Raw genomic sequence first — 1351 nt, 5'->3', positions numbered from 1 at the left:
CCGGGCCGGTCGTTCACCTCCCCAGCGGACTTCAACACCCAGTTCACGGACTGGCTGAACCTGGCGAACTCCCGCATCGTCCGCACGATCCGGGTCGCTCCCGTGGATCGGCTCGACGCGGACCGGGCCGCGATGCTGCCGTTGCCGCCGATCCCGATCCATCTGGGCTGGCGCAACAGCATCCGACTCGGCCGGGACTACTACGTCCGCCTCGACACCAACGACTACTCCGTGGATCCGACGGTGATCGGCCGGATGGTCGACGTCACCGCCGACCTTGACCGCGTGAAAGTCCGCGCCGATGGGCGGATCGTCGCTGACCACGCCAGGGTTTGGGCGCGGGGCACCACGGTCACCGACCCGGTCCACGTGGAGACCGCGGCCCGGCTCCGCAAACAGTTCCAGACGCCCCGCGCCGCGGCGGTCGGCGATGAGCTGACCCGCGACCTCGCCGACTACGATCGGGCCTTCGGGCTGGTCACCGACCAGGAGAACAGCTGATGGCCGCGAGCAAGACGACAGACGCGGTCAAGCAGATCACCTATCTCGCCGGTGCGCTGAAAGCGCCCCGGATCACTGAAGCTGCCGGCCGGATGGCCGATCAAGCCCGGGACGCGGGCTGGTCGTTTGAGGACTACCTCGCCGCCGTCCTCGAACGAGAAGTCTCCGCGCGGAACGCGTCCGGAGCGGAGCTGCGGATCAAAGCTGCCGGGTTCCCCGCCCGCAAGATGCTCGAGGACTTCGACTGGGACGCGCAACCGACCGCGCGTCAGCAGATCGCCGCCCTCGCCTCCGGAGGGTTCCTGCTGGAAGCGCAGAACGTCGTGCTCCTGGGCCCGCCAGGAACGGGGAAGACGCATCTCGCAACCGCACTCGGGATCGTCGCCGCGAAGCACGGACATAGAGTGCTGTTCGCGACGGCGACGGACTGGGTCACCCGCCTCACCGACGCCCATCGTCAAGGCCGACTCCCGCAAGAGCTCGCCCGGCTACGCCGCTACGGGCTGATCATCGTCGACGAAGTCGGCTACCTCCCGTTCGAACAAGACGCCGCGAACTTGTTCTTTCAGCTCGTCTCATCTCGCTACGAACACGCCTCGCTGATCCTCACCTCCAACCTGCCGTTCTCCGGCTGGGGCGGTGTCTTCGGAGACCAAGCCGTCGCGGCGGCCATGATCGACCGGATCGTCCACCACGCCGACGTGCTCACGTTGAAGGGCGCGAGTTATCGACTCCGCGGCAGAGGCATCGACAGCCTCCCCAGCATCAGAACCACGACCGACGAAACCCCTGGCTAGACTGCCCGCAACTGTTCACTTTTCGAGCGCCGAAAGTGACCAGTTCTCAAGCG

1 protein-coding gene and 1 pseudogene are annotated in these 1351 nt (G+C 66.9%); both read left to right on the top strand.

The window, feature by feature from the left end; all coding sequences use genetic code 11:
- A pseudogene (locus C2868_RS17825) lies at positions 1-501 on the top strand (IS21 family transposase); the annotation flags it as partial.
- Positions 501-1298 carry an IS21-like element helper ATPase IstB gene (gene istB, locus C2868_RS17820; RefSeq protein ID WP_103663125.1) on the top strand — a complete coding sequence of 266 codons (798 nt, stop codon included), beginning with the start codon at positions 501-503 and terminating at the stop codon, positions 1296-1298. The pseudogene C2868_RS17825 and the gene istB, both read left to right, overlap by 1 nt.
- Positions 1299-1351 lie beyond the last annotated feature (53 nt).

This window comes from Microbacterium sp. CJ77 (genome assembly GCF_002911615.1).
Lineage (GTDB): Bacteria > Actinomycetota > Actinomycetes > Actinomycetales > Microbacteriaceae > Microbacterium.
The sequence above is the reverse complement of the archived record's forward strand: the minus strand, read 5'-3'. Positions and strand labels throughout refer to the sequence as shown.